The organism is Hyella patelloides LEGE 07179 (assembly GCF_900659865.1).
GTDB lineage: Bacteria > Cyanobacteriota > Cyanobacteriia > Cyanobacteriales > Xenococcaceae > Hyella > Hyella patelloides.
Genome location: NZ_LR214421.1, coordinates 1 through 1733 on the forward strand (window position 1 = coordinate 1; position 1733 = coordinate 1733).

Here is a 1733-nt window from a genome sequence, read left to right on the forward strand (position 1 = left end):
GTTGACCGAGGCGTTAGACTATATGAGCAATAATTTACCATTGTTGCTTTCTTTTTGCCATTAATTTGGTTTGATGCTTGTTTTATTCACGATCGCATTTCTTGGTTCGAGAATGAAACAGCCCTACCTATCAACACGGGAGTCCCCATTCGTCCCGTCAAGCGGGATAATAAGGATAAATGGAATAGCGCGACAGTCTTGCAGAAGGGTTTCGTGACCCAGACAAAGGACTTGTCCGCATGTACTGTCGCAAGAATGCTTCTTGACCGTGACCGCATTTCCTCCCGTCAATTATTATTAAAATTGTGAACAACTAAAAAGTAGCAACTTTAGTCTTGTACCATTCTCTAGCATCATTCATCAGAGGTTTATTAACTTCCTTCCAAGTTAAGCCAGCAGTTTCTAATTCTGCAACGCTTTCTTTCCGAACATCCAAAGCAAACCATTTCATAAAATTGCCTATTCGCTTAATATCATATTGACCATCACAAGCTTCTGTTACTGCTTGTTGTAATCTAGCTTCGGTGACAAAAAGTTGGACAAATTCGGTGATATTATTTGCTTTTTCAGGAGCGATAGATACCGCTTTTTTCGCTTTAACTACCTGATGTTCAATACCCTTAGCTTTAAACATATATTCAGTATAGTTTGCTCTTTCAACTATTCTATCTGTATCAGGATACATAACTAAACCTTCGCCAACACCTTCGATGCCAAAAGTAGCTTTTACCCAAGGATCGGATTTTTCGACGGCTTCTACCATATTATTAATAGTTTCAGCAGCAGCTTTTAATTGCTCTTTATTACCAAAATTTAAAGTGATGGGTTCACCGTAAAAGGAAAGCACATAAATATTTTCATGCTTGGGTAACATTTGAGTGATGTATTCAGGACGTATCTCTAGCTTTTTTGGAGTAATAATATCATCGCCTAGTTGAACAGCAAAGACAGCAAATATTTTTTTAGATAGCTGAGAAATTGCTACGCCTTTTTGAATATTATTACCGCACCATTCACCAAAAATAGTAATATTTTCTGTAGTTTTTAAAGCAGAAAAATACTCAACATTACTTTCAACCCAAGCAACAAAACCAGCGTTATCAGATAAAGATGTAATAATTTGGCTCTTTTTTTGGGCTGCTACTTTACCTTCTGTAGTAATTTGTACTCCCGCATTAGTACCGTGTAACTTAATTTTGGCACGATAAGTAATTTTTACCGCATCACCTAAAATGGCTAAATTGCTACGTACATTATGTAATAATTCAATGCTTGTCCACTTCTGAAAAGCTAATTTTTCCCCTGTATTAACTAATTCTTGCTGACAATATACTTCAGAAAGATCGCTACCTAAATTAACATCAACAACACCTAAAGCCATTCCATGAGAAGTAATACCCCGTAGCTTACAAGGCTTAATTTTAGTACCATCTTTCAGCACTGAACCGCTTAAAGCTACAGCAACAATGTCACCTTCTTGATAGATGTTCTCTAAATTAGCAACTATTTGTACCGCGTTATGATTCGGTGCTTCCATTGTATAAACGCGCAAAGCGTCTGCATTAGGATGCAGTTTTGCATCACTAACTCTCATTGCGATTACATTCATATCCCACATTCCGCACGTCAAAACGGAGCATAAAGCAATCAGAAAAATAATCTCCTAAAAGAGATACTAGAATCAGTAAAAGTACTGAATAATAAATAGTTCTCTTTAGTTTGAATAGAACTAA

1 protein-coding gene is annotated in these 1733 nt (G+C 36.6%); it reads right to left on the reverse strand.

The genetic code is table 11. The features are described 5' to 3' along the window. Positions 1 to 313: 313 nt before the first annotated feature. On the reverse strand, positions 314 to 1609 hold the full coding sequence (locus H1P_RS35430) for an RNA ligase family protein (RefSeq protein WP_144876483.1): 1296 nt from the start codon (positions 1607 to 1609) through the stop codon (positions 314 to 316). Positions 1610 to 1733 lie beyond the last annotated feature (124 nt).